This window comes from Rhodococcus koreensis (genome assembly GCF_017068375.1).
Taxonomy (GTDB): domain Bacteria; phylum Actinomycetota; class Actinomycetes; order Mycobacteriales; family Mycobacteriaceae; genus Rhodococcus_F; species Rhodococcus_F koreensis.
Genome location: NZ_CP070609.1, coordinates 396503 through 416810, shown reverse-complemented (window position 1 = coordinate 416810; position 20308 = coordinate 396503). Strand labels below are relative to the sequence as shown.

The window sequence follows — 20308 nt, the reverse complement described above, 5'->3', positions numbered from 1 at the left end:
GAGGGACCGCAGAGGACAGGACAGCGTCATGAACATGGGAAAGAAGATCCGGCACAAGGTCGAAACCGCCGAGGGCGCCGCCAAGAAGGCGGTCGGCAAGGCCACCGGCAACGCCCACCTCGAAGCAGAGGGGAGCAAAGAACAGGCCAGGGGCAACGCCAAGCAGATGGGAGACAAGGTCAAGGACGCCGGAAAGAAGATCAAGAACGCCCTCAAACATTGATATCGACGACGCTTTCAGGGTCCGGCCTATTCGTTCGACAGCAGCGGCCCCAGCGGTCCGAGATCGATGTTCAGGTCCTCGGGTGTGAGATCGAAATGATCACGCAGCTCCGCCATGCGCTCCTCGAGCAGCATGAGCGTCGTCCCGATGCGTTCGATCTGGTCGTCGCTGAGATCGCCGTGCTCGACTCGGCGCAGCGCCTGCCGTTCCATCAACTGCCGCAGTAGCTCGACGATCGTCAGCACGAGGGTGACCAGGCCCTTCTCGACCGATTCGGGATCCGCGTCGATCCGCTGCGGCAATACCCGGCGACCGATGTCGCTCGGGACATCCGAATCGACAGGCTCGGGCTCAGCCATCGGTGGAATCCTGCTCGGCCGGATCTGGGACAAGTGCGCTCACCGACGCGATGAGCGTGCGCAGGGAGATGCGGACCATGTCGACGTCGGCGAGCGACAGCGTGATCTCACCGGTGATGACGACACCGCCGCCCAGCACCCGGTCGAGTAGATCGACGAGCGCGATGCGTCGAGTGTCGTCCGCGGGGACCATCTCACTCATGGCTCACCCGTCGATCCCGGCGAACGAATACGGCGGCCACGGTCCGGTCAATTCCAATGTGATGCCCGGACGTTGGGTGTCGAGTGCCGTGACGAGTGCAGCGAAACCCTCGACGCGATCATTGTCGACGAGGTAGGTGCCGTTGAAGATCATCCAGGCCCGCTTGCCGGTCAGCACCGGGTCGGTGACTTGCCGGCGTACCCCGTCGACGGCCCGGTCCAGGAGCGCGGTGTGAATTTCTCCCGCGTGGCCGGCCGCTTTGCGTTCGACGTCCTGCTGCGCGCTCAATTCCGCACGGCGTCGCAGTAGATACGCGGTTCCCTTTCCGGCCGCACCCGTCGGGGGCGGCTCCTCCTTCACGTCCTGCGACAGCGTCTTGGCGTCGCCGTATCCTTTGACGCCCCATTCGCTCCTACCGGTCACCCGGCGCAGCGTCGCACCGAACTCCTCCTGTCGTTCCGTGAGGAGGCGGCGGACGCGCTCGTCGTCGAGATAGAGGGTCGCCAATCGCAACGGAACGGTGGGGCCGTTGCGCAACACGGCCGCCACCACGGCGTCGTGGGCTCTCGCGGTTGCGGCGAGCCAGTCGAGGTCCTCGAGTTTGCGTTGCAGAGGCTCCTGCCCGAATTCGCCGAGGCTCACCGTCCCCACCACCGCGACCAGACCCGACGACGTCACCGCCCGGACCGGCTCGCCTGCCACGCCGGTGACCCCGGCGAGTTGCGCATCGCCGACGCCGTCCGTCGTGATGCTGTAGAGCCAGACACCGTCATCCGCGGTCATCGTCGCGCTCCTGACGCCTCGCCTCCACCTCGACCGTGTCGGCGGCCTCGACGGCAGGGCGGACCGACCTGTCGGACTCGAGTGCGGCAATCCGCTCCTTGAGCTTTCGATTCTCGAGTTCGAGGTCGCTGCTCTTGCCGGTCAGCCAGGGGTCGTTCTCCCACCAGTTGATCCCGACCTCCCTTGCCGTCTCCAGCGAGGCGATGACCAACCGCACCTTGATGGTCAACAGTTCGATGTCGAGCAGGTTGACCTGGATGTCTCCGGCGATCACGAGCCCCTTGTCGAGCACCCGCTCGAGGATCTCGCCGAGATTCGTCGACTGATGCCCGCCGCCGAATCCGCCGCCCGAACTCTGTGGAAGGTTGCTCGTACCGCCGCCGGCGATCGTCATGACTGCGTGCTCCCGCTGTCACCGACACCGCGGATGTAGCGGCGGGTTCTGCGGTAGGACAACAGTTCTCCATCCAGATCGACGACCACCTCGTACAACGCGAGCATGTCCGTCGACGACGGGATCCGCCGATCCTCGACTACTTCCACCTCGACCGTCCAGCCGTCGTCGGTCGGCATGACCGATGTGGCACCCAGGGGTTTCTTGCCGGTCAATTGCGCAATGTCACGCGTTGCGATCTCCGCGATCTCGGGTGCCGGCAACGGAGGTGGCTCCTCTTCTGCCATCGCCGATCACTCCCTCTCCGTACTGCTGGGCCGTGTCGTTCCGGTCATGCGGTCGAGGATGGCCTGCTGGGCCTGCTCTTCCTCCTCGGCGGAGATCTCGCCCGCCGCGCGTGCGTCCTCCAACTCCTCGAGCGCGCGCCGCGCACTCGCGGGGTTGTGGAGTTCCTCCTCGACCTGCCGCTGAATCAGCTCGGCAAGCGAGATCACCCCACGAACGGGGGCGAGCGGCAGCGTGGCGATGAACGACAGCAGGCCCATCGGTCAGCCCTCCGGCTTCTGCGTCACCACGAAGTCGTAGGCGGCGAGGGGTCCGAGCAGGCGCATCTCGACGCGGCCGTCCCACCGTTCGGCCAGGTCTCCGACTGCCTTCTCGAGTTCGTCCTGCCGGGCGACCTCGACGAGCACGGCCACCTGCGCGGCCTCCTCCTCGTGAGTCGGTTCCCGCACGTTGACCGAATCGGACAGCGACTCGAGCGCCTCGACCACCGTGCGCGTGTCTTCGTCCCGCTTGGCCTCGATGCCGTTGCTGACGATCTCGCCCAGCGCCATCCGGGCGTCGCGGGTGGTCTCCTCGGGCTGATTTCGGATCGCGTCGACCAGTTCGCCCGCTTGTTGGTTTTCCTCGATTATTTCCCGGAGGATCGCTTCCTCGACGTACCGCCCCTTCACGACGTACTGCGCTCGACCCTCGAGTTCCTTCAACGCTGCCGCGAACTCGTCGGCGTGTGCTTCGAGCAGTTCCTTCTCGACGGCGTCCTCATCGGTCATGACCGCCCCGAAACGAAGCGGGAGCACCGGTGCCACACGCGAGGTACCGTCCAGCACGTGCGCATGGGTTCGAAGGTCCTCGGGCTTGCCGAGCGGCCTGTCCACCGAGATCTCGCTGACGAGCGCCGCGATGTCGCCGTGCTTGACGATGCTGACCGGTCCGTCACACACGCCGACCGCGTCCTCTTCGGCTTCCACATCCGCGGGCACTATGCCGTACACGTAGACACCGCTGGTCCGCGGCTCCTCGGGTGCGTCGTTGGACTTTTCTGACGTAGACATCACTTGTCCCCTCGACTGGACTTGCGCGAAACCCGCTCGCGCTCGGGTTCTTCCTGCCCGCCGCCGAGGATGTCGCCGAGTTTGTCACCCGCGGCCTCGAGCGCACCCTTGGTTTTCGATTTGGCGCCACCCTCGGTGACGTCGCCGACCAGGTCCGTCAGACCCTTCGGCTCGCCACTGCCGATCTCGAGCCGGTTCACGGCCTCCGCGAACCGCAGATAGGTGTCGACACTGGCGACGACGACGCGCGCGTCGATGGTCAGCAGTTCGATACCGACCAGTGACACCCGCACGTAGGCATCGATAACCAGGCCCTTGTCGAGGATGGTGTCGATGACGTCGGCGAGGCTACTGGAGCTGGGGCCGCCGCTGACTCCACCACCTCCGCCGCCTCCCGCCGGTTGTATTGCCGTCATTGCCGCGCTCCTTGACGCGAGCCGGCGGATTTCTTGGCGGCAGTCTTACGCGGGCGGCCCCGCCTCTTCGGGGCTGCCTTGTCCTCGGCGGCCGCAGCGGTCTTGCGTGGGCGACCTCGACGTGCCCGCGGGGGTGTTTCCTCTTCCTCTTCCTCCTCGGACTCGTCTTCGTCGGTTTCCTCGGGCTCTTCCTGCTCCGACTCGTCCTGCTCCGACTCGTCCTGCTCGGGCTCCTCGTCTTCGCTCTCCTCGCCTTCGGCTTCGTCGGTTTCGTCGAGCTCGTCCGACTCGTCCGGCTGCGTCTCTTCCTCGTCGGGCTCGACCACCTCGCCGTCCCGGATCTCCCCGCGCCAGCCCACCACCTCGTCGGGATGGAGAACGGACTGCGTCATGACGTGGCGTCCAAAGTGCTTCAACTCCAGTCGCGCTCGTCGTCCCTGGGCCCGCCAGATGTTGCCCGTCTTCTCGAACAGACCCTTCGGGTGATACTCGAGGATGAGGACGATGCGGGTGAGATCGGGAGTCACCTCGTGGAACGTCACCGCGCCGTCGACATAACCCTTGGCACCCTTCGAGTGCCACACGATCCGCTCATCGGGAACCTGCTCGATGATCGACGCTTCCCACGTGCGGTGCGACAGGAACACCTGCGCCTTCCACTCGAGCTTTTCGTCCGATTCCTGCTCCACCCGCTCGACCTTCTTCATGAAGGAGGGGAAGTCGGCGAACTGGGTCCACTGGTTGTAGGCGAGCTGGACCGGGACCCCGACATCGAGCGTTTCGACGATGTTGGTCAACTTGAGCTTCTTGCCCTTGCTGCCGCCACCACCGGTGACGGCCTCCTTGACGTCAGAGGCGGTGTCCTTGACCATTTGCTTGGCGCCCTGCCAGCCACCGCTCACCGCCGACTTGATCGGTGATTCACCCTCGGCCAGCTTCTCGGAACCGGTCACGGCGGCGAGCAGCCCGCCTCCGCCGCCCTCGGCGTAATCGGTGAGCCTGCCGGACGCGTTCTGCACCTTGTCGGAGACCGATGTGAGCGCCTTCTCCGTCACCGTGCCGACCAGCTTCTGCAGTGCCTCCTGCAGCACACCCGACGATCCGCCCCCGTCTCCCGGTGCGGCTTCTCGCAGTTTGTTCGCGGCGTTCGTCATCGTGCTCACCGTCCGCCGCGCCGGACGGGCGCGGAATCAGTCGTCGCTTTGGCCCGTGTCCGGCGGCCGCGGGTCGGGGCTTCCTCGTCGTCCTCGTCGGATTTCGCGCTGCGCGACCTGCTCGACGGCCGGGAGTTGCCGTTGGTGCTGGACGCGCGTCGACGTGCGGCGGGTCGCTTGCGTGGAGCGGGTGCCTCCTCGTCGGCGGCTTCCTCCTCGTCGGGTTCGGGCTCCTCGTAGTCCTCGTCCTCGTCGGCGTACTGTTCGTCCGGCTCTTCGTCGACTTCGGATTCGTCGTACTCCTCGTCCTTGGACCGACCGCGTCGCTTGCGGCCGAGTTTTCCGAGACTGCTGAGTTTGCCGACCGAGTTACCGACACCACCCACAGTGTCGTCGACTGTGTCGCCCACGTCGCTGACGGCTTCGCCGCCGCCCGACAGAATCCGGTTGTTGAGCTGGTTGATGCGCTGACTTGCTGCGGTGACCGCCGCGGCCTTCGCCGCGCTGACTAGCTCTTGTCGAACCGAATCGCTGATCTTGGCGAACTCGGGGGAGTTCGCGAGCACCTTCGTGCCGCGTTCCAACAAGTCGCGTGGCCCGCCGGGGAAGCGTCCGGTCGCACCCGCAGCCGCCAGCATCAGTGCCATTTTCATCCTGTGTGTTCGGCCCAGCATGTACCCCGCGCCGACGGCCAACGCCACCTGACCTTTGGTTTTCATCGTCGAACCCCTTTACCGAGTAGTCGCCGGCGCACCTCTCGCCAACTTCGGCAATGTGTCGCAATACCGTGCGCGGTAAGGGGGCGCCGTCTCCCGACTACCCCAGCCGCACGACGCTCAACCAGCGGCAGAAAAGTCGGTTCGGCCGGCGTGCCGCGGAGCACGCTTTCTGCGTATTTACACGGGCGGTGGCGATATCGACGCGTCGTTGTCGTATTTCGAGAGTCGTTGAGTTGCAACGCGTTCCCTGTGACAGCGGGAAAATGTCACTGGGCGGCGGCTCGTACCGCAGCGACGATCACTGCGACAAGGAGCACCAGCAGAAGAACCACGAGTAATACGGGTCCGAGCAGCAGCGCGACGATCAGAAGGAGAACAAGGCCGAACTTGGCCTTTCCGCTCAAGCCGGATACCAGCGCCTTGATCGCGGCCCACACCGGATTCTTACCCGTCAAGGCGGCGCGAATGCCTTCGAGTCCGGCGCCGACCCCGGCGTTGCTGTGTATCACCTCGTGGACGAGCGACGCCAACCATTTCTTGAATTTCTGCCGAAGATTCTGCGCCTCCATCTCGCCGCGGTCCCGCAGTGCGTCCACGAGGTGGCGAACCTGGTCCTTCAGCCACTCGGTGACGTCCCCGAAGTCCTGCGGAACCGGATCGGGCAGGCGCGAGCGGCCGGCGCCGGAGGATCGGGTGTGGGCCGGTGCGGGGGACCCTGTGTCCCGGGGACGCTTCCCCGTCGGCTTAGTCGCGGATTCGGTGCCGGCATCCGTACGCGTCGGCCGGGCCGCCGTCTCGGTCCGCCGGGGAAGGCCGTGCCGCGATCCGGCCGACGCTGATGTCGAGCTTGCCGGCCGCCTGGGCGGGAGTGGCTGCCTCCGCGGCAGTCGACCCGGGGGAGCGTCGGCGAGCGCCGTCGACCGTGTCGTCGTCCTCTCTCGTGCGCCCATACACCCCAATTACCCTCGGGGAAATTCTTGAAACCGGAGCGGGAACGGCGGCAATCCGGGTACGACGGGTTACCGCTCTCCGCGTTCGTCGAGCGGGTTGTTGCGGGTGACGATGAGCGGGTCGGCGGGGGTGAACGGGAAATTCGGCAGATCGCCGATGTGGGTGCCGAACGTGGCGGCGAGGACTTCGCGGGAGTACGCGCTGACCGATGCGCGGTATCCGATGTCACCGGGCGTCGGCTGGTCGAAGAAAATCAGAAAATGGATGTCGTCGGACCCCGCGACCTCGATGTGGTGTGGGTATGCGCGGGGAATGAAATACACGTCCCCCTGCTCGAGATACCAGGTGTCGAGGGGGCCGTCCGGGTCCATGACCGTCATCCGCGCCGATCCGCGCCGCACATAACCCATTTCGCCGCCGACGGCACCACGGGATCGCCGATTCGCGCCGCCAGGGCGCGGTCCGCGGTGTCGCGTCGGAGAGCGGTGAAGTCGGAGGCGTCGAGATCGTAGGTGTTGCCGAGGACGGCATCGGTCATCGCGCCGAACGCGGCTCCACCGAAGTCCTCGGGGCGCTCGCTCCGGAAGGCGATGAGAATTCCGCGACCTCGTCGCCGATGTTCTCGATGTGGTGCAGCGATCCCGAATCGATGTGGAACATCTCTCCGGCGCCGACAGTGAAGGTGGAGAACACGCTGCCGGTGTCGAGCACGGAGACAAGTGACGTTCCGGACAGGCAATAGGTGAGTTCGTTGGCGTTGGCGTGCCAATGCGAGGTGCGCATCGCTCCGGGGTTGATCGACAGGCGCTTCAGGATCGGGAAGGTGTCCGCTGTCACCCGGGTGATCGAGCCCATGTCGGATTGCTCGACGATCTCGCCGTCGGTCAACGAGGTGTTGTGAATGCTGCGTCGCGTGCTCATGGATGTGCCTTCCGTGTCGGACGGTTGCCTGGGACGGCCTCGGCGGTGGGAAGCAGTTCGCGCATACAGGTAGAAGTATGTCTTTCCGCAGTGAAATGTTCCGGTGATCGCGACGGAGTGAGTGGGCTCCCGGGCTAGGATTCGAAGAAGGCCTGCCAGCTGGTGCCGCCCGTCGGCGCGGTACTCGAACCATGGCGCCGAGGCGGTGATGGCGACGATGAGGGATTTCCCGGTGGAGTACATGCGGGGCCGGAGAAATGGAGTGGGTCGGTTCCGCACACTGCGCGCCACCCGCCTCGTTGTGATCGCGGCGTGCGGCGCACTCGTGATCGCTGGGTGCTCGCCGACGTCCGAGCCGACGACCTCGGAGAACGGTTCACTGCCTGCCGCGACGACGGCGACGGGGACCACTGCTTCGGGTTCGGCGCTCAATTCCATCGATCCGGCCACATTCCAGGCTGCGGTCGACGCTGCCGCCGAGGAGCTGATGATCCCCGGCGCGGTGGTGCAGCTCCGCACCCCGCAGGGAGACTTCGTCGCGGCGGTCGGCACCACGGAACTGGGCGCGGACACACCGCCGGCTGCGCAGACTCATTTCCGGATCGCCTCGAACACCAAGACCTTGACGGCGGCCCTGACGGTCCTGCTGGCACAGGACGGCAAGCTCCGGTTCAGCGACCCGGTGTCGACCTACGTCGCCGACGTGCCCAACGGCGAGAACATCACCATCGCACAGCTGTTGACGATGCGCAGCGGGCTGTACAACTACACGAGTTCGCCCGAGTTGGCGGCGACTTTGGACAGCGACCCGGCGAAGGCCTGGACACCTCAGGAGGTCTTGGACATCGCGTTCAGCCGGCCGCCGAACTTCCCACCAGGCACGTCGTACGAATACAACAACACCAATTACGCGTTGCTGGGTCTGATCGCCGAGAAGGTCGGCGGTCGCCCACTGGCCGAGCAGTTCCAGGAACGGTTGCTCGGGCCGCTCGGGCTGAACCAGACCTCGTTACCCGCCGCCGACGATACGGCGATCCCGGATCCGTATTCGCACGGTTACATGTACGGCGAATCGGCCTACGCTCTAGTGGACGAGCCGTATCCCGCCGACATGCAGGCCGCCGCGCGGGCGGGGACACTGCAACCCCTCGACTACACCAACCAGAATCCGTCCTACGCCACTGCCGCGGGGGGCGCCATCTCCACGGCGGACAACCTGGCCACATGGATCCGGGCGCTGGTCTCCGGCAAAGTGTTGAATCCGGAATACCAGCAACAATGGCGGGACAGCCTGCAACCCGAGGACCCGGACGCACCCGACGGGCAGCAATACGGTTACGGGATCAGCTACCAGCGTTTCGGGCCGAACGCGTCGATGTACTACCACGGAGGTGAGCTGCCGGGCTTCAACTCGTTCATCGGGTACGACCCGGACAACGACGTCGCGCTCGTGATCTGGGCGAATCTGACTCTGTCGCCCGAGGGTAAAACCACCGCGAACGCGTTGCTGCCCACCGTTCTCGACGAGATCTACGCCGGGATGTCGCTGGCGCCGACACCGGCCCCTACCCCCACCAGGTGATGCCAGGTGCGTGAGTCGCCGGTGGGGCAGAATCGTCCCCTGTGAGCGACAACTCCGTTCGAACACCGCACGCGCCGGCAGATGCCGGCGATCCCGACCTGGCCAGAGCACGGGACGGAGACGACGCCGCGTTCACGCGGCTGGTCGGACCGTTGCGCCGGGAACTGCACGCCCACTGCTATCGCATGCTCGGCTCCAGCCACGATGCCGACGACGCCCTGCAGGACGCTCTGCTGCGGGCGTGGCGCGGATTCGCGAAATTCGAAGGCCGCAGCGCACTGCGCTCCTGGCTGTACACCGTCGCGACGCGCACGTGCCTGGACGCGGTCGAATCGCGCGGTAGGCGGGCCCTGCCCGTCGACCTGGGTCCGTCCAGTGATCGCGCCGTCGTCGGTGACGTCCCGCTCACCGAAGTGGCGTGGCTGGGTCCCTACGCCGATGCGGGACTGGCCGCCGGTGTGGCGGGGCCGGCCGCCCGCTACGAGCAGCGCGAGGCCGTCGAACTGGCATTCGTTGCGGCACTGCAACATCTGCCGGGCAATCAGCGGGCGGCCCTGCTGCTCTTCGAGGTCCTGGGGTTCTCCGCCGCCGAGATCGCCGCCGCCATGGACACGACGACGGCGTCGGTGAACAGCGCGCTGCAGCGGGCCCGGGCGATCGTGGCGGAGAAGATTCCCTCGGTGACCCAGTCTCGAACTTTGCGAGAAATCGACGACGCGCATCTGCGTGCCCTGGTCGCCGGGTACTCCACCGCGTTGGAACGCGGTGATGCCGATGCTCTGGTCGCTCTGCTGACCGAGGACGTCACCTGGTCGATGCCACCGATGGCGCACTGGTATCGCGGTATGGCCGCGGTCACGGATTTCGCGGTCCGGGTCCCGCTCACGGGGTGCGGTTCGTGGCGCCACCTGCCGGTCGGTGCCAACGGCCAGCCCGCCGTGGCCTTCTATCTGTGGGACGAGGACGCCGGCACCCACCTCCGCTGGTCGATCACGGTGCTGACCCTGCGTGGCACCAAGATCGCGGAGCTGACCTCGTTCATCGGTGCGGAGCACTTCGAGCCGTTCGGGCTGCCTGAATTCCTGCCGTGACCTGCGCGCGCGGTGACCGATTGCGCCGCCGTGACACCACGGTGGCACATCGATCTTCGGCAGAGTCTTGCGATGGTGCCAATGTGATGCCATGATGGCACCATGGATCTCACGCCCTATGTCGCATCCCTCCGTCACGAACTCGCCGTAGCCGCCGAGGCCGGGGGAGACGACGCCCGTGCCCTCGCCGAGCGACTCACCGCACCACTGGAGTCCGGGGTCCGGCTCGCGCTACTCGACGCGCTGTCGGCGGCCGCCAGTGAAATCACCCGTGACCTCGCACCGGGTTCGGTGGATCTTCGTCTCCGCGGACGTGAGCCCACGTTCGTCGTCACTCCCGCGCCGGTCGAGCGATTGTTCGAGGAGCAGGCCGCATCCGGTCCGGACATGTCGCCGCCTCGGATCCCGGAAGTGGAAGACGGCGCCATGACCCGGATCAACCTTCGTCTCCCGCAAGACCTCAAGGACCGCGTCGAGGAGGCCGCTCGGGAGGCAGGGCTGTCTGTGAACGCCTGGCTCGTCCGGTCCGCGGCCGCGGGGTTGGAGTCCGACGGCGGCAGTAATCGTTCCGAACGGCGTGCCCCACGCGGCAATGACCGTTTCACGGGCTGGGTGCGCTGACCCGACCGGCCCGTCCTTTCATTCGCCACCACCACATTCCGGAGGACAACCATGCCCACTTTCAGCACCCCGGCGCCGATCTCGGCGACGGTCGAACTCGTCGTCGGCGACGCACGGATCACGGCGAGCGACCGCCACGACACGGTCGTGGACGTGCGCCCCAGCGACGGCTCGCGGGAATCGGACGTTCGCGCCGCCGAGCAGACCCGCGTCGAGTACTCCGCAGGGAGACTGCTGGTCAAGGCGCCGAAGCAGCGCGGTCTCGGCCTGTTCGGCAAGGCCGGTTCCGTCGACGTCACCATCGCGCTGCCGACCGGCTCCGAGTTCGAGGGCGAGGCGTCGGTGGCGACGTTCCGCGGCGCCGGACGGCTCGGCGCGTGCCGCGTCAAGACATCGGCGGGGGACGTCCAACTCGGCGACACGGGCCCGCTCGACGTGCACACCGGGGCCGGCACGGTCACCGTGGACCACGTTGCAGGTGATGCGGACCTGAGCACGGGGTCGGGAAAACTCCGCGTCGGCGCGATCGACGGCAGCGCCGTGATCAAGAACTCCAACGGCGACAACTGGATCGGCACGATCGGCGGCGGACTGCGGGTGAAGACGGCGAACGGGGACATCTCCGTCGACGACGCCCGCGCCGACCTCGCCGCCGCAACTGCGAACGGCGACATCCGCATCGGGCAGGTGACGCAGGGCGCGGCGTCGCTCGAAACCGGTCACGGTCGAATCGAGATCGGCATCCGCTCCGGGACCGCCGCCCGGCTCGACGCGCACACGTCCTTCGGGAAGGTCCAGAACCGTCTGGACTCCGTCGACCGGCCCGAATCGACGGACGACACGGTCGAGGTGCGCGCCCGTACCGGTTTCGGCGACATCGTGATTCGCCGCCCCGATTCCCCGAAGTCGACCAGTCGAAAGGCAGAGTGATGACAGCATCGATCACCACCCGGTCCGCTATCACCACCACCGGGCTGCGAAAGTCCTACGGCGACAAAGTCGTCCTCGACGGCATCGACCTCGACATCGGTGAGGGAACGATCTTCTCGCTCCTCGGACCCAACGGCGCAGGCAAGACCACCATGGTGCAGATTCTGTCCACCCTCATCGCTCCCGACGGCGGCAAGGTGAGGATCGCGGGTCACGATCTCGCCCGCGAGCCCGACGCGGTTCGGTCCACCATCGGTGTGACCGGCCAGTTCTCCGCGGTGGACAACCTCCTCACGGGTCGCGAGAACCTGATGCTGATGGCCGATCTGCACCACCTGCGGCGCGACGCGGGCCGCGCCCGGGCCACGGAACTGCTGGCCCGGTTCGATCTCGTCGAGGCGGGCGCGAAGCCGGCCGGGAGTTACTCCGGTGGCATGCGCCGCCGGCTGGACCTGGCGATGACCCTCGTCGGCGATCCCCGGATCATCTTCCTCGACGAGCCGACGACCGGTCTCGATCCGCGCAGTCGCCGCGCCATGTGGCAGATCATCCGCGAACTCGTCGCCGACGGGGTCACGATCTTCCTCACCACCCAGTACCTGGAGGAAGCAGATCGGCTCGCCGACCGGATCGCACTCCTCGACGGCGGCAGGCTGGTCGCGGAGGGAACCCCCGAACAGCTGAAGAGGCTCGTTCCGGGCGGCCACATCACCCTGGCGTTGCCCGGGGTGCGCGAACTCGACGCCGCATCCCGGCTGCTCGGCGACGTGACCCGGAACGAGGAAGCGCTCACCCTGCAGGTTCCCGGCGACGGCAGCGTGCAATCGCTGCGCGCGCTGCTCGATCGGCTCGATCACGCATCGATCGAGGTCGAGAACCTGACCGTCCACACACCCGATCTCGACGACGTCTTCCTCGCGCTCACCGAGCGCGCCGCAACCAGGAAAGAGAGCGTGCGATGACGACCATGGGTTACGCGCTGAGCGATTCGGCGACGATGCTGCGACGCAACCTCCGGCACATGGTCCGGTACCCGTCGGTGACGGTGCTCCTCGTCGGGATGCCGATCATCCTCCTCCTGCTCTTCGTGTACGTGTTCGGCGGCACGCTGGGAGCGGGACTCGGCGATCCCGACGGCGGACGCGGCGCCTACATCGACTACGTGGCACCCGGAATCCTCCTGATGACCGTGGCCAGCGCCGCCCAGGGAACCGCGATCTCGGTCGCCACCGACATGACCGAGGGCATCATCGCCCGGTTCCGGACCATGGCCATCGCACGGGTGTCCGTGCTGACCGGGCACGTCATCGGCAGCATGATCCAGACACTGATCAGCCTCGTCCTGGTCGTCGGTGTCGCCGTGCTCATCGGTTTCCGGCCCACCGCCGGACTCGGCGAGTGGGTAGCGGCGACGGCGGTGCTCGCGATGTTCACGTTCGCACTCACGTGGCTGTCCGTTGCGTTCGGGCTGGTGTCCAAGAGCGTCGAAACGGCGAGCAACCTCCCGATGGTGCTGATATTGCTGCCATTCCTCGGCAGTGGGTTCGTCCCCACCGACTCGATGCCGGCCGGTCTCCGGTGGTTCGCCGAGTACCAGCCGTTCAGCCCCGTCATCGAGACCATCCGCGGACTGCTTCTCGGCGGCCCCGTCGGCAGCAGCGCAGTGCTCGCGGTCGGCTGGAGCGCCGGCATCGCGCTGCTCGGCTACCTCTGGGCGAAACGACTGTTCAACCGGCGCGTGAACTGACGGCTTTCACCCGTGCCGACGGGCGCTCACCGCGGTACTCTTCCGATGCCGCGGTTTCGCCACCGATGATGCAGCCGCAGGTTACAGTCGGAACCGGTTTTTCCTTCTTCAGCAGGGTGGGATCGCGATGAACTTGATCAAGAAATCGGCAGCATCGGTCCTCGTCGCAGCGACGGTGACACTCGGAGCCGGCACGGCGCATGCCGACCCCGTCGTGCCGAACACGGGAACGCCGGCCCTGGCGATCCCCGGTCGGCACGAGGTGGACAAGCAGAAGGCCCTCGAGAACATGCTCAACGAACTCGGCGTCGGCTGGGCCAACGGGGGAGCGGCCGGCACCGCGATCGGTGCGCTCATCGGTCTCGGCGTCGGATGTGTCTCGATGTTCCCGGGCAGTCTCGCCGGCTGCATCATCGGCACGCCGATCGGCGCGATCACCGGTGCGATCGTCGGTATGGGACAGGGCAACCCCAAGGCGCAGCAGGCCATCCAGGAGTACATCAACACGCCGTGAGTCGTTGTCCGTCAACTCTGTTCGCGGAGTCGACGGATCACGGGGGCGAACACCTCCAGATACGGTTCGTGGACGGTGACGTACGAGAAGCCGTAACGCTCCCGATGGCTCCGGAGTTGCTCGGCCATCTCCTCCACGGTTCCCACGAGGACGTACGGGGTGCCGAGGACGTCTGCCACCGACATGGTGCCGCCGAGCCGGTCCGCGATCTCGTTCGCCGCGGCCCGGCGGTCGTCCGTCTCGACGACCAACTGGACCAGTAGATGCCACTCGATGCCCTCGGCTCTCGCACCGGCGTGGTTCCGTACGAAGCGAATTCGCTCGGCCACCTCGTCCGCGGTGGCGAGGCGGAATGTGCCGGGGGGTCGCCCCGGAATCTGGAATGTGCCCGCGACACCGACGATGTCGGCGTGGGCGGCCGCGATCCGCAGCACGCGGTCCCCGGTACCGCCGATGATCAGGGGTGGACCCGAGCCGCCGAATCCACGCCGCTGCAACGGTCGTGGCACAGTGCGGCCCTCGGGTAGCTCGTCGAAGTCCGTGGTGAAGAACGTGCGGAGGCCGTCGACCAACTCCGACAACTGCTCGACTCGGCCGCCGAATGGCCTCCATTCGATACCCGCGGCGTCGAACTCCCACTTCATGTGCCCGGCACCGAGACCGACCTCGAGCTTTCCGTCGGTGAGGATGTCCGTCGTCGCGATCTCGCGAGCGAGCAGGGCGGCGTTCCAGAACGGTGCGTTGAGCACCAGAGTTCCGACCCGCAGTCCGGTGGCGCCGGCGACGGCCACCAGGAGGGGGAACGGTGCCGGGGCGCCGAGGTGGTCGGCGGCGAACACGGTGTCGTAGCCGGCGCTCTCGCCGTGACGGCATCGGTCGAGAAGGGCATCTCGGGAGTCGAAACCGAAAATGTTGAACGAGAATCGGAAATCGCGCATGGACTTCACCGGATTGATCAGAGGAAGCCTGGCCCTTGGGGGCCGGGAGGAAGCTGATTCTGTATTGCGCGATCGCGCGTAGCGGGGTCGCTTTCTTGTGTGGGTTCGGGTCGTTTTTGGTTGGTGATGTACTCGGCGACGATGGCGAGCGGGGCTCCGCCGGCGGAGGCGGCGAAGTAGGACGGTGACCAGAAGTGAGTGCCCCACAGGTATTTCTGGATGTGGTCGGGGAACTCTTGGCGCAGGTATCGAGCGGAGACGCCCTTGAGGCTATTGACCAGGGTGGAGAGTTGCACGGTAGGTGGGTAGTGGATCAAGAGGTGGACGTGGTCGGTTTCTCCGGTGAACTCGGTCAACGTTGCGCCGAACTTGTCACAGACCTCTGCCATGATCTGCTCGCATCGGGTCAGCATCGGGTCGGTGAACGCACCGCGACGATACTTCGTGACGAAGACCAAGTGCGCATGTAGGTTGGAGACAACGCTACGGCCGCGGCGTACGTTCGGGTCAGGCGTCCATCTCGGTGACATAGACCAAAGAGTATCCGCAGGGAAAGGCGCAGGGTGAAGCGGATCGTTGTCGTGAAGCTGGCTCCCACCCCGGAGCAGTATGTGGCGCTGAAATCGACACTGGAGTTGTGCAATGCGGGGGCGAACATGGTTGCGCAGCTCGCGCACACCGCCGCTGATCGGCGCCCGTTCGCGCTGCAAAAGCAGGTCTATGCCCAGCTCAAAGCGTGCGGGTTGTCGGCGCAACCGGCGATCCGGGTCATCAAGAAAGTCGCGGATGCGTACGCGACCCGGACAGCGAACCTGCTCAACGGGAATTACGGCACGCCGGGATCGACACGGTATGCGAAGGTGGCGGGTAAGGCGATCGTGTTCCGTCAGGACGCGGGCCAACCGTTCGACGATCGGTGCTTGTCGTGGCAGATCGATCGATCGACGGTATCGATCTGGACGACCGCGGGCCGGATGCGCAACGTCGGATTCGTGTGCGCGCCGTGGCAGCGGACAATGCTCGCCGACCGCACAGGCGAGTCGGATCTGATTTTCCGGGACGGATGTTTCTACCTGCACGCAACCGTCGACACCGACGCACCGCAGCGGCTGGTCCCCGCCGACGACCCCACCGGGTGGCTGGGCGTGGACTTGGGGATCGTGAACCTGGCGGTGACCACCGCAGACGACCCGGCCGAACTCGACGTCCGGTGGTCCGGTGGTGCGGTCACCGCCCGCCGGAAAAAGAACGGAACCATCCGGTCCGCGCTGCAAAAGGTGGGGACCAGGTCCGCGAAGCGGAAACTGAAGAAACGGCGGAGGAAGGAGACTCGGTACGCCACCGACATCAATCACCAACTCTCGAAAACGATTGTTGCCCAGGCACAACGCACCGGTCAAGGAATCGCGGTAGAAGACCTGTCGGGAATCCGGGACCGGGTACGGCTCGCACGCAGACAACGGCAACAATTGCACTCCTGGGCCTACGCGCAACTGCGCGACCAGATCACCTATAAGGCGCACGCCGCAGGAGTGCCGGTGCAGGTGATCAACCCTCGCAATACCAGTAAGACGTGCCACCTCTGCGGGCACTGCGACACCGCGAACAGGCACAGTCAAGCACTGTTCCGGTGCCGCGGCTGCGGTTGGACCGGCCACGCCGACCATAACGCCGCCGCCAACATTGCCGCACTCGGGCACAACAACTACCGGGCCGCCCAATCAACCGTGCCTAAAGCAGCCACCCCTCTCACAGCCAGTGAGAACGTGAGCAGCAAACCCGCGTCCTTCAGGACAGGGTAGTTGATGATGCACCCGAAGTGGCTCTGCCGGTGCCGAATGCGATGGGTGAATGCCGCAACTTCAGTGTCGCGAATATGATGCCTGCCACATCTGGCCCGGGTTTCCCGACGTGACGGCGCTGAGTCGCCCCGGACAGGCGAACAGTGCCCAGCGTCGCGAAGACTGCTGGGCACTGCTCTCGCGATCGGTGTCGACCGAGGTGAGTGTCGGTACGGCTACCGTGTTCGGTACGTCGACGAAAAGGGTGGCCGCGCCAGCCGGAGCAATTCCAGCGCCAGCAGCGAACCTCGGGGGCCCAATTCGTCCTGATAGCGGCGGATCACGTCGGTCTCCCCGCCGAGCGCGACCATCGGTGCACCGGACTCGACCCGGGTACGAGCCGCGAGCTGTGCGAGAACGAGGCGGCGATGGACCGCGTCCAGGATCTCCGCGTCGAGGCGGGCGATCTCGGCGTGAACGCGATTCAGATCCGTGCCGTCGGAGACTGCGCCTGTGGCGTCTTCGCTGACTGCCCCGAAATCACTGTCCGTCATCGTTGCTCCTCGACTGGGTGACCGTGTACGACCATCGTCGGACGGGAGCGGCCGCAGCGACAGACACCCTGGGGTGAGGAATGGCGACCCCTGTCCGGCCCGGCCGACCGGGCGGGTGCCGCGAACCGACTGCGCGCTACCGCAGTGCGATGAACCGCTGCAGTTTCCCGCTCGCCTGATGGCGCTGCAGGTGGTCGACGACCTCGATCCGGACCTGCGGATCGGACAATCCTTGCCGGCGCAACGCCCCGGCGACAGCCGACGTCAGCCGGGCGACGTCGGGGTCGCCGACCGCGAAGATGTCCGCACCGTCGACGGTCTGCCTGACCTGGTACTCGGAGACACGCGGATCTGCGCCGAGGACGTAACGAAACGTGCTCGCGGGCACCGTCTTCGTCCCGTATCGGAAATCGTCGTCGCGCCGCCCGCCGATGTCGGCGACGCGCACGAAGGCACTTCCGCACGGGCAGGTGCCGGGGAGCAACGTGACCTGATCGCCGAGGTCGTAGCGGATGAAGGGAAACGTCCGGTTGGCCAGGCCCGTGGCGAGTGTTCGCGCGGCCGGCGCATCGGCGGCGACCGGGGTGCCACTGTCGTCGACGCGTTCGAGCACGACCTCGTCCTCGCACACGTGCAGTCCCTCGCCGTGTCCGCAACCCACTGCCTGCACGCCGATCTCGGTCGACCCCCACAGGTTGTGGATCGGCACCGACCAGGCTTCGCCGATGGCCTGCCGATCCTCATCCAGCAGTGGCTCGGAGTTGGTGCTCACCCGGACGGGGTGAACCTGCAGACCGCCGGCCAAGGATGCTCGGGCGAGCCGTCCGATCACCGACGCATATCCGACCAGGTGCGTGGGGCGAGCCGCGGCCACGGCGGCGACGATTTCGTCGAACGGTGCGCCTGCCGGGATCACAACGGTCTCCATCCCCGGTGCGGTCGGCACATCGAACAAGGGGGTGCTCGCGTGCGGAGGGACACCGGCCGCGAGCACGGCGAGGCGCGAAGGAGACTGCACGGGCGCCCGCCGTTCCTCCCGCGCCTGCATCCGCCAGGCCAGGCACGCGGCCGACACGGAGAACTGCCAATCCCAGACATACACGCCGCGGACACCACTCGACCCACCCGAGCTGAAGATCTGTGCGTCGCCCGGGGTGTACGAAAACCATTGCTGCTCGGCCAGAATTCGTTCGGCACGCTCGCGATCGAGGTCACGAGTGGTGACGATCGCATCCCACTTGTCCTGCGCGTCCTGCTTGGTCATCATCGGCAGCGACGCCAGGTCGGCGACCGTGGCCGTCGACGGATCGAGACCACGAAGCCGCCGGGCGTGAAACGGCGACCGCTCACGGGCGTGCGAGAGCAGGGCCCGCAGCCGTGAGGTCCGGTAGCGCTCGATCTGTTCTCGCGGCCAGTCCAGGCGTCCCGTGTGGTCCTCGAGGGCCGCCTGAACCGCATTCAGCTGGCCGGCGCGCACACGCGCGTACGCCGTGTGCCCCATGTCGTCCGGAGCATCTCCGGGTACCGATCGGGACATGACGCCCTCCGCATCAGGGTGGTCCGGCGCATCACTGTCGTCCGTGCAAATTCGAGTCTTGCACAGCGGGGTGTCGACCGTCAGTGTGTGCGAATCTTCCGCAGAAGACGCTTCAGCGTTCGGGCGTCCCGCCACCCGAACGACGTGCGGTCCGTGGCACGCCGTTGGAGCATGTCCACGATCCGCGCGGGAACGGCGACTCGGTGCCGCACCGCACTGTCCACGACCTCGAGGACCGCGCGGTGTGGCCGGTCGTCCTCGAGCGCAAACCCCGCATCGTGCACAGCCTCGGGGGGCAGTGCCGGCCGCAACGCGGCGACCACCTCGTATGCGAACGCGTGGAAATCCTCCCGGCCGGAGGCGTTGGTGAACGTGACGGTGGCGATCGACCCGAGAAGTTCGCTCTCGCGGGCCAGGCGGGGGAGTTGTCGCTGCCAGTCGGGCGCGGCCGTGATTCCGGCTCCGGCGATCACGCCGACCGCACCGAGTGCGCGAACGTGTTCGAGCCACCCGTGCGGAGGCACGACGACACCATCGAAGAGAACGTCCGTGTCGTCCTCGATCAACAGGGTGCGTCCGTCGGCCGAGCGCAACGACAGCACGGCCGACGTCAGGTCGTCGACGCCGTCGAAGACAGGGCTGGGGTCCCGCCACCCGCGCCCAGCCAGGTTCTGCAACAACGTATGCCGCGATCCGCGCTGGACGTCGTAGTCCAGCGCCACCATCGGTGTACCCCGTCGGTCCGCTGCGGGCGCGTGGTAGATGGCGACTGCGGCGACTGCTGATTCCCCCATGGATCGTTACGATGCCACAGAAAAAGTCCGACTGGAAGGTTTTGTTCGCGCTTTCGGCGCGCCGTTGCCCTATCCCGCGTCCACTCGTGCGACCGCCCCGGTCGTGATTGCGGTGCGTCGGCGGCTTTGGAAACCTCGGAGTATGGGAGGTTTCATCGCGCAGCACGCGGCCGCTGTCACCAGCCTGGCCTTCGTGGTTGCCGGCCTCGCAGTCCTCGTGGGTCGCCGGCGCGACGCGCCGTCCATCACCTACGGCCTGCTCATCGTCGCGGTCGGTGTCGGGTCGCTCGTTCAGCACGGACCCGACCCTCCGTGGCAGGGATACGCGCACGACATCCCGATCGCGACGTTGCTCGCGTACATCGCCGTCGACGCCGCGTCCGATCGGTTCGGCCGTCGGCTGTCGCCGGTGTGGTGGCTCGTTGTTTCGCTCCTGATGATCCCCACCGTGGCTGCCGGCCCGACGGCGTCGACGATCGTGCAGGCACTCCTCGCCGCGGCCGCGGTGGGACTCTGCCTCGAACGCGCCCGCGTTCGACCGGAATTACGGCGCACGACGATCGTCGCGGCAGTGCTTGTCGCGTCCGGTGCGCTGCTCGGCGCCGTCGGCGACCGGACGTCGATCTGCAGGCCGGGTACCCTCCTGCCGGGCCACGCGCTGTGGCACGTGCTCGCCGCCGCCGGATTGTGGCGGCTCGCACCCACGATCGGTTCGTCGGCCGATACGACGGTGAGACGGCGCAGGTCATGACGCTCGGCG

The 20308-nt window shown here is 66.6% G+C and carries 27 protein-coding genes and 1 pseudogene; 10 read left to right on the top strand and 18 right to left on the bottom strand.

From position 1 onward, the window contains the following. The first annotated feature begins 28 nt into the window (after window positions 1-28). A complete protein-coding gene (locus JWS14_RS01745) occupies window positions 29-223 on the top strand; it encodes a CsbD family protein (RefSeq protein WP_072943461.1) in 195 nt (64 codons plus the stop codon). 26 nt (window positions 224-249) lie between these two features. On the opposite strand, the gene JWS14_RS01740 is transcribed toward JWS14_RS01745, so the two are convergent. The 13 genes and pseudogenes from JWS14_RS01740 to JWS14_RS01680 all read right to left on the bottom strand — a co-directional run bounded on the left by JWS14_RS01740 (window position 250) and on the right by JWS14_RS01680 (window position 7459). Continuing rightward, the gene (locus JWS14_RS01740; RefSeq protein WP_072943462.1) at window positions 250-582 is read right to left on the bottom strand and encodes a gas vesicle protein K; all 333 of its coding nucleotides are present in this window, start codon (window positions 580-582) and stop codon (window positions 250-252) included. Continuing rightward, a complete protein-coding gene (locus JWS14_RS01735; RefSeq protein WP_072943463.1) occupies window positions 575-784 on the bottom strand; it encodes a gas vesicle protein in 210 nt (69 codons plus the stop codon). The genes JWS14_RS01740 and JWS14_RS01735 overlap by 8 nt, the downstream gene beginning before the upstream one ends. Window positions 785-787: 3 nt before the next feature. Next, entirely contained in the window at window positions 788-1567 is a 780-nt protein-coding gene (locus tag JWS14_RS01730) for a GvpL/GvpF family gas vesicle protein (RefSeq protein ID WP_095864105.1), read from the bottom strand. Next, window positions 1554-1961: a gas vesicle protein gene (locus JWS14_RS01725; RefSeq protein ID WP_095864106.1), complete on the bottom strand. Its 408-nt coding sequence runs from the start codon at window positions 1959-1961 to the stop codon at window positions 1554-1556. The genes JWS14_RS01730 and JWS14_RS01725 overlap by 14 nt, the downstream gene beginning before the upstream one ends. Next, the gene (locus JWS14_RS01720) at window positions 1958-2248 is read right to left on the bottom strand and encodes a gas vesicle protein GvpO (RefSeq protein ID WP_072943466.1); all 291 of its coding nucleotides are present in this window, start codon (window positions 2246-2248) and stop codon (window positions 1958-1960) included. The genes JWS14_RS01725 and JWS14_RS01720 overlap by 4 nt, the downstream gene beginning before the upstream one ends. A gap of 6 nt (window positions 2249-2254) precedes the next feature. Then, window positions 2255-2506, bottom strand: coding sequence for a gas vesicle protein GvpG (locus JWS14_RS01715; RefSeq protein ID WP_072943467.1), 252 nt, complete (start codon window positions 2504-2506; stop codon window positions 2255-2257). Window positions 2507-2509: 3 nt separating this feature from the next. Then, complete coding sequence (locus tag JWS14_RS01710; RefSeq protein ID WP_072943468.1) at window positions 2510-3298, bottom strand: GvpL/GvpF family gas vesicle protein; 789 nt, start codon at window positions 3296-3298, stop codon at window positions 2510-2512. Next, window positions 3298-3714 carry a gas vesicle protein GvpJ gene (gene gvpJ, locus JWS14_RS01705; RefSeq protein ID WP_072943470.1) on the bottom strand — a complete coding sequence of 139 codons (417 nt, stop codon included), beginning with the start codon at window positions 3712-3714 and terminating at the stop codon, window positions 3298-3300. Before gvpJ ends, JWS14_RS01710 begins: the two co-directional genes overlap by 1 nt. Next, a complete protein-coding gene (locus tag JWS14_RS01700; RefSeq protein ID WP_206012342.1) occupies window positions 3711-4868 on the bottom strand; it encodes an SRPBCC family protein in 1158 nt (385 codons plus the stop codon). Before JWS14_RS01700 ends, gvpJ begins: the two co-directional genes overlap by 4 nt. 5 nt (window positions 4869-4873) lie before the next feature. Further along, window positions 4874-5587: a hypothetical protein gene (locus JWS14_RS01695; protein ID WP_095864107.1), complete on the bottom strand. Its 714-nt coding sequence runs from the start codon at window positions 5585-5587 to the stop codon at window positions 4874-4876. A 266-nt stretch (window positions 5588-5853) separates the two neighbouring features. Beyond that, window positions 5854-6183, bottom strand: a complete 330-nt coding sequence (locus JWS14_RS01690) for a hypothetical protein (RefSeq protein WP_083395884.1) — start codon at window positions 6181-6183, stop codon at window positions 5854-5856. 148 nt (window positions 6184-6331) lie between these two features. After that, a complete protein-coding gene (locus JWS14_RS01685) occupies window positions 6332-6541 on the bottom strand; it encodes a hypothetical protein (RefSeq protein WP_095864108.1) in 210 nt (69 codons plus the stop codon). A gap of 65 nt (window positions 6542-6606) precedes the next feature. Next, window positions 6607-7459: pseudogene (locus tag JWS14_RS01680) on the bottom strand (cupin domain-containing protein). Window positions 7460-7838: 379 nt separating this feature from the next. On the opposite strand from JWS14_RS01680, the gene JWS14_RS01675 reads away from it, so the two are divergent. The 7 genes from JWS14_RS01675 (at window position 7839) to JWS14_RS01645 (ending at window position 13944) form a co-directional block, all read left to right on the top strand. Further along, window positions 7839-9041, top strand: a complete 1203-nt coding sequence (locus JWS14_RS01675) for a serine hydrolase domain-containing protein (RefSeq protein ID WP_095864334.1) — start codon at window positions 7839-7841, stop codon at window positions 9039-9041. A 41-nt stretch (window positions 9042-9082) separates the two neighbouring features. Next, entirely contained in the window at window positions 9083-10132 is a 1050-nt protein-coding gene (locus JWS14_RS01670) for a sigma-70 family RNA polymerase sigma factor (RefSeq protein ID WP_206012341.1), read from the top strand. 102 nt (window positions 10133-10234) lie between these two features. Then, window positions 10235-10753 (top strand): toxin-antitoxin system HicB family antitoxin, encoded by a 519-nt coding sequence (locus JWS14_RS01665; protein WP_206012340.1) that lies wholly within the window; start codon window positions 10235-10237, stop codon window positions 10751-10753. A 51-nt stretch (window positions 10754-10804) separates the two neighbouring features. Beyond that, complete coding sequence (locus JWS14_RS01660) at window positions 10805-11683, top strand: DUF4097 family beta strand repeat-containing protein (RefSeq protein ID WP_206012339.1); 879 nt, start codon at window positions 10805-10807, stop codon at window positions 11681-11683. After that, window positions 11683-12645, top strand: coding sequence for an ATP-binding cassette domain-containing protein (locus JWS14_RS01655; protein WP_095864112.1), 963 nt, complete (start codon window positions 11683-11685; stop codon window positions 12643-12645). The genes JWS14_RS01660 and JWS14_RS01655 overlap by 1 nt, the downstream gene beginning before the upstream one ends. Beyond that, on the top strand, window positions 12642-13430 hold the full coding sequence (locus JWS14_RS01650; RefSeq protein ID WP_206012338.1) for an ABC transporter permease: 789 nt from the start codon (window positions 12642-12644) through the stop codon (window positions 13428-13430). The genes JWS14_RS01655 and JWS14_RS01650 overlap by 4 nt, the downstream gene beginning before the upstream one ends. 127 nt (window positions 13431-13557) lie before the next feature. Then, window positions 13558-13944, top strand: a complete 387-nt coding sequence (locus tag JWS14_RS01645; protein ID WP_072943487.1) for a hypothetical protein — start codon at window positions 13558-13560, stop codon at window positions 13942-13944. A gap of 11 nt (window positions 13945-13955) precedes the next feature. On the opposite strand, the gene JWS14_RS01640 is transcribed toward JWS14_RS01645, so the two are convergent. Both JWS14_RS01640 and tnpA read right to left on the bottom strand, forming a co-directional pair. After that, window positions 13956-14882, bottom strand: a complete 927-nt coding sequence (locus tag JWS14_RS01640) for an LLM class F420-dependent oxidoreductase (protein ID WP_095864335.1) — start codon at window positions 14880-14882, stop codon at window positions 13956-13958. Between the two features lie 17 nt (window positions 14883-14899). Next, window positions 14900-15412, bottom strand: a complete 513-nt coding sequence (tnpA, locus tag JWS14_RS01635; RefSeq protein WP_241031215.1) for an IS200/IS605 family transposase — start codon at window positions 15410-15412, stop codon at window positions 14900-14902. A 33-nt stretch (window positions 15413-15445) separates the two neighbouring features. On the opposite strand from tnpA, the gene JWS14_RS01630 reads away from it, so the two are divergent. Further along, the gene (locus JWS14_RS01630) at window positions 15446-16684 is read left to right on the top strand and encodes an RNA-guided endonuclease InsQ/TnpB family protein (protein WP_206012337.1); all 1239 of its coding nucleotides are present in this window, start codon (window positions 15446-15448) and stop codon (window positions 16682-16684) included. A 215-nt stretch (window positions 16685-16899) separates the two neighbouring features. Here JWS14_RS01630 and JWS14_RS01625 read toward each other — a convergent pair whose 3' ends face one another. From JWS14_RS01625 to JWS14_RS01615, 3 genes are all read right to left on the bottom strand, one after another. Beyond that, window positions 16900-17217: a chorismate mutase gene (locus JWS14_RS01625; protein ID WP_072951282.1), complete on the bottom strand. Its 318-nt coding sequence runs from the start codon at window positions 17215-17217 to the stop codon at window positions 16900-16902. A gap of 136 nt (window positions 17218-17353) precedes the next feature. Continuing rightward, window positions 17354-18754, bottom strand: a complete 1401-nt coding sequence (locus JWS14_RS01620) for a phenylacetate--CoA ligase family protein (protein ID WP_206012336.1) — start codon at window positions 18752-18754, stop codon at window positions 17354-17356. 80 nt (window positions 18755-18834) lie between these two features. Then, window positions 18835-19548, bottom strand: a complete 714-nt coding sequence (locus JWS14_RS01615) for a hypothetical protein (protein WP_206012335.1) — start codon at window positions 19546-19548, stop codon at window positions 18835-18837. 142 nt (window positions 19549-19690) lie between these two features. Here JWS14_RS01615 and JWS14_RS01610 point away from each other — a divergent pair, with 142 nt between their 5' ends. After that, entirely contained in the window at window positions 19691-20299 is a 609-nt protein-coding gene (locus tag JWS14_RS01610; protein ID WP_206012334.1) for a hypothetical protein, read from the top strand. Window positions 20300-20308 lie beyond the last annotated feature (9 nt).